A 5,727-nucleotide genomic window follows, 5' to 3' on the forward strand; every position below is an offset into this window, starting at 1 on the left:
GGGTTCGCGGCGTGCGGGTTGCGCGGCGGATCTGGCAGGTCGGTGGCAAGCAAGCAGCGCGCGACACGATTTGACAGAGATAAAAAACTCCTTCATAATCTCGTTTCTCTGCTGATGACGCAGCGCCGGCAAGACAGCGCAGCGATCGGCAAGGAAATGAAGCAGTAAGCGAAGCAGTGGGTAGTACCGTTCTTTAACAAATAAACAGCCGATAAGTGTGGGCGCTTGGTTTGGGCGCGAGACGATCGGATCGGGTCAAACCGGTTTGGTTGGTCGACGCAAAATGAATCAAGTGCTCATATGAAGAAGTTTGTAGGTAAAGTCATTTATCTGCAATTTCTTTGAGTACGCAAGCGATCGTGCCATGGGTTTTACCCATAGTACGAACAAAATCTAGAGATTGAACTGAAGAGTTTGATCCTGGCTCAGATTGAACGCTAGCGGCATGCCTTACACATGCAAGTCGAACGGCAGCGCGGACTTCGGTCTGGCGGCGAGTGGCGAACGGGTGAGTAATGCATCGGAACGTACCCAGTAGCGGGGGATAACTACGCGAAAGCGTAGCTAATACCGCATACGCCCTACGGGGGAAAGGGGGGGATCGCAAGACCTCTCACTATTGGAGCGGCCGATGTCGGATTAGCTAGTTGGTGGGGTAAAGGCCTACCAAGGCGACGATCCGTAGCTGGTTTGAGAGGACGACCAGCCACACTGGGACTGAGACACGGCCCAGACTCCTACGGGAGGCAGCAGTGGGGAATTTTGGACAATGGGGGCAACCCTGATCCAGCCATGCCGCGTGTGCGAAGAAGGCCTTCGGGTTGTAAAGCACTTTTGGCGGGAAAGAAACGGCGCCGGCTAATACCTGGCGTAACTGACGGTACCCGCAGAATAAGCACCGGCTAACTACGTGCCAGCAGCCGCGGTAATACGTAGGGTGCAAGCGTTAATCGGAATTACTGGGCGTAAAGCGTGCGCAGGCGGTTCGGAAAGAAAGATGTGAAATCCCAGGGCTCAACCTTGGAACTGCATTTTTAACTCCCGAACTAGAGTGTGTCAGAGGGAGGTGGAATTCCACGTGTAGCAGTGAAATGCGTAGATATGTGGAGGAACACCGATGGCGAAGGCAGCCTCCTGGGATAACACTGACGCTCATGCACGAAAGCGTGGGGAGCAAACAGGATTAGATACCCTGGTAGTCCACGCCCTAAACGATGTCAACTAGCTGTTGGGTTCTTCGGAGCTTGGTAGCGCAGCTAACGCGTGAAGTTGACCGCCTGGGGAGTACGGTCGCAAGATTAAAACTCAAAGGAATTGACGGGGACCCGCACAAGCGGTGGATGATGTGGATTAATTCGATGCAACGCGAAAAACCTTACCTACCCTTGACATGTCTGGAATCCCGAAGAGATTTGGGAGTGCTCGAAAGAGAACCGGAACACAGGTGCTGCATGGCCGTCGTCAGCTCGTGTCGTGAGATGTTGGGTTAAGTCCCGCAACGAGCGCAACCCTTGTCATTAGTTGCTACGAAAGGGCACTCTAATGAGACTGCCGGTGACAAACCGGAGGAAGGTGGGGATGACGTCAGGTCCTCATGGCCCTTATGGGTAGGGCTTCACACGTCATACAATGGTCGGGACAGAGGGCTGCCAACCCGCGAGGGGGAGCCAATCCCAGAAACCCGATCGTAGTCCGGATTGCAGTCTGCAACTCGACTGCATGAAGTCGGAATCGCTAGTAATCGCGGATCAGCATGTCGCGGTGAATACGTTCCCGGGTCTTGTACACACCGCCCGTCACACCATGGGAGTGGGTTCTACCAGAAGTAGGTAGCCTAACCGCAAGGAGGGCGCTTACCACGGTAGGGTTCATGACTGGGGTGAAGTCGTAACAAGGTAGCCGTATCGGAAGGTGCGGCTGGATCACCTCCTTTCAGCGCGTAAAGCGTCTGGATCAAGTGTCCACTCTTATCGGTTGTTCGTTAGGCTGGATCGGTGAGGAAAAGGGGCAAGCGCGGTAGTGGCTTGACGTTCCTTGGCCTGGGATGCAGATCCGAAGAATAGGGGTCTGTAGCTCAGTCGGTTAGAGCACCGTCTTGATAAGGCGGGGGTCGTTGGTTCGAATCCAACCAGACCCACCAATATGCAGAATCGCGTGGCGATGGCTGTGGGGGTTTAGCTCAGCTGGGAGAGCACCTGCTTTGCAAGCAGGGGGTCGTCGGTTCGATCCCGTCAACCTCCACCACATTCCGGGGTGAGTATTCTTCGGTGGTACCAGAATTTAGGTTTAAGCGCAGCGGGTCTGCGCTTAAGGCTGAGCTTTGGCTCGGTGCAGTACGATTTGGCTGTTCTTTAACAATTTGGAAGAAGCACAACAGTAAATGTTGTTCGACCCGCTGGTTCAGAGCCAGTGGAGTATGGTCGAACGACGGGTTGTGATTGCATATATCAGTTCCAGAATGCTCATGTTCTGGAACGGCACAAACGCTAGAGTAAACCAGCCTATAGCCGCTACGGTTATAGGATCAAGCGACTAAGTGCATGTGGTGGATGCCTTGGCGATCACAGGCGATGAAGGACGTTGTAGCCTGCGATAAGCTGCGGGGAGCTGGCAAACAAGCTTTGATCCGCAGATTTCCGAATGGGGAAACCCACCGCTCAATGCGGTATCGCTATCTGAATACATAGGGTAGCGAGGCGAACCGGGTGAACTGAAACATCTCAGTAGCTCGAGGAAAAGAAATCAACCGAGATTCCGAAAGTAGTGGCGAGCGAAATCGGAAGAGCCTGTACGAGTTAGCTTCAGTGATAGAAGAACGGTCTGGAAAGTCCGGCCATAGCAGGTGATAGCCCTGTATTCGAAATCTCTGGAGTGGGACTAGGCGTACGATAAGTAGGGCGGGACACGTGTAATCCTGTCTGAAGATGGGGGGACCATCCTCCAAGGCTAAATACTCGTGATCGACCGATAGTGAACCAGTACCGTGAGGGAAAGGCGAAAAGAACCCCGGAAGGGGAGTGAAATAGATCCTGAAACCGCATGCATACAAACAGTCGGAGCCTCCTTGTGGGGTGACGGCGTACCTTTTGTATAATGGGTCAGCGACTTACATTCAGTGGCAAGCTTAACCGAATAGGGGAGGCGTAGCGAAAGCGAGTCCGAATAGGGCGTTCAGTCGCTGGGTGTAGACCCGAAACCAGACGATCTATCCATGGCCAGGTTGAAGGCACGGTAACACGTGCTGGAGGACCGAACCCACTAGTGTTGAAAAACTAGGGGATGAGCTGTGGATAGGGGTGAAAGGCTAAACAAGTCTGGAAATAGCTGGTTCTCCCCGAAAACTATTTAGGTAGTGCCTCGAGTATTACTCCAGGGGGTAGAGCACTGTTATGGCTAGGGGGTCATGGCGACTTACCAAACCATTGCAAACTCCGAATACCTGGAAGTACAGCTCGGGAGACAGAGCACCGGGTGCTAACGTCCGGACTCAAGAGGGAAACAACCCAGACCGCCAGCTAAGGTCCCCAAGTATCGCTAAGTGGGAAACGAAGTGGGAAGGCATAGACAGTCAGGAAGTTGGCTTAGAAGCAGCCATCCTTTAAAGAAAGCGTAATAGCTCACTGATCGAGTCGTCCTGCGCGGAAGATGTAACGGGGCTAAGCGATACACCGAAGCTGCGGATGCGTGGATTTATCCATGCGTGGTAGGGGAGCGTTCTGTAAGCCTGCGAAGGTGGCTTGTAAAGGCTGCTGGAGGTATCAGAAGTGCGAATGCTGACATGAGTAGCGATAAAGAGGGTGAAAGGCCCTCTCGCCGTAAGTCCAAGGTTTCCTACGCAACGTTCATCGGCGTAGGGTGAGTCGGCCCCTAAGGCGAGGCAGAGATGCGTAGCTGATGGGAAGCTGGTTAATATTCCAGCACCGTCGTTTAGTGCGATGGGGGGACGGATTGCGGAAGGTCATCGGGGTGTTGGAAGTCCCCGTTGCTGCATCGAAGAAGGCGCTTAGGCAAATCCGGGCGCGCAATTCAAGGGTGTGGCACGAGCGAACTTGTTCGCGAAGTGATTGGAAGTGGTCCCAGGAAAAGCCTCTAAGCTTCAGCTAAACGAGACCGTACCGCAAACCGACACAGGTGGACGGGATGAATATTCTAAGGCGCTTGAGAGAACTCAGGAGAAGGAACTCGGCAAATTGATACCGTAACTTCGGGAGAAGGTATGCCCTGGTAGCGTGAGGCGCCTGCGCGCTGAGCGTGAAAGGGTCGCAGAGAATCGGTGGCTGCGACTGTTTAATAAAAACACAGCACTCTGCAAACACGAAAGTGGACGTATAGGGTGTGACGCCTGCCCGGTGCCGGAAGGTTAAGTGATGGGGTGCAAGCTCTTGATCGAAGCCCCGGTAAACGGCGGCCGTAACTATAACGGTCCTAAGGTAGCGAAATTCCTTGTCGGGTAAGTTCCGACCTGCACGAATGGCGTAACGATGGCCACACTGTCTCCTCCTGAGACTCAGCGAAGTTGAAATGTTTGTGATGATGCAATCTACCCGCGGCTAGACGGAAAGACCCCATGAACCTTTACTGCAGCTTTGCATTGGACTGTGAACCGGTCTGTGTAGGATAGGTGGGAGGCGTAGAAGCGAGGTCGCTAGATCTCGTGGAGCCGTCCTTGAAATACCACCCTGATTTGTTTGCGGTTCTAACCTTGGCCCGTTATCCGGGTCGGGGACAGTGCATGGTGGGCAGTTTGACTGGGGCGGTCTCCTCCTAAAGGGTAACGGAGGAGTTCGAAGGTACGCTAGGTACGGTCGGAAATCGTGCTGATAGTGCAATGGCATAAGCGTGCTTAACTGTGAGACTGACAAGTCGAACAGGTGCGAAAGCAGGACATAGTGATCCGGTGGTTCTGTATGGAAGGGCCATCGCTCAACGGATAAAAGGTACTCTGGGGATAACAGGCTGATACCGCCCAAGAGTTCATATCGACGGCGGTGTTTGGCACCTCGATGTCGGCTCATCTCATCCTGGGGCTGTAGCCGGTCCCAAGGGTATGGCTGTTCGCCATTTAAAGAGGTACGTGAGCTGGGTTTAAAACGTCGTGAGACAGTTTGGTCCCTATCTGCCGTGGGCGCTGGAGATTTGACGGAGCCTGTTCCTAGTACGAGAGGACCGGAATGGACGTACCGCTGGTGTACCGGTTGTCATGCCAATGGCATTGCCGGGTAGCTATGTACGGAAGAGATAACCGCTGAAGGCATCTAAGCGGGAAACTCGTCTGAAGATAAGATCTCCCGGGGGCTTGACCCCCCTGAAGGGCCGTTCGAGACCAGGACGTTGATAGGTCGGGTGTGGAAGCGCAGTAATGCGTTGAGCTAACCGATACTAATTGCCCGTGCGGCTTGATCCTATAACCCTGGCGGTTGTAGCGTGTGCCGCAAGCAGTCACACACCGGGCAGCACTGCTGCCCCCCCACTGTTGCGCTTCTTCCAATTGGGCAGGTTGTTCGAGCCTGCGACGCAGTCACCCTGCGCGCGATCAACAACCCGCCGACAAGTCAAAGCCTGACGACCATAGCAAGGTGGTCCCACTCCTTCCCATCCCGAACAGGACCGTGAAACGCCTTTGCGCCGATGATAGTGGACGGACGTCTGTGAAAGTAGGTCATCGTCAGGCTAACTACCCCAAAACCCCCGCTCGGGCATCCCGGCGGGGGTTTTACTTTATGGGTC

The 5,727-nt window shown here is 54.1% G+C and carries 2 tRNA genes and 3 rRNA genes; all 5 read left to right on the forward strand.

Annotated elements, in window-relative coordinates:
• Window positions 1-402 precede the first annotated feature (402 nt).
• A 16S ribosomal RNA gene (locus CDO44_RS20225) occupies window positions 403-1,933 on the forward strand.
• A 130-nt stretch (window positions 1,934-2,063) separates the two neighbouring features.
• Window positions 2,064-2,140, forward strand: a tRNA-Ile gene (locus CDO44_RS20230).
• Window positions 2,141-2,168: 28 nt separating this feature from the next.
• A tRNA-Ala gene (locus CDO44_RS20235) sits at window positions 2,169-2,244 on the forward strand.
• 278 nt (window positions 2,245-2,522) lie between these two features.
• Window positions 2,523-5,404: ribosomal RNA gene (locus CDO44_RS20240) — 23S ribosomal RNA — on the forward strand.
• A gap of 154 nt (window positions 5,405-5,558) precedes the next feature.
• Window positions 5,559-5,671: ribosomal RNA gene (gene rrf / locus CDO44_RS20245) — 5S ribosomal RNA — on the forward strand.
• The 16S, 23S and 5S rRNA genes sit together here with 2 tRNA genes alongside, the layout of an rRNA operon.
• Window positions 5,672-5,727 lie beyond the last annotated feature (56 nt).

It is taken from the genome of Pigmentiphaga sp. NML080357 (assembly GCF_002188465.1).
In the GTDB taxonomy this organism is placed as follows: domain Bacteria; phylum Pseudomonadota; class Gammaproteobacteria; order Burkholderiales; family Burkholderiaceae_B; genus Pigmentiphaga.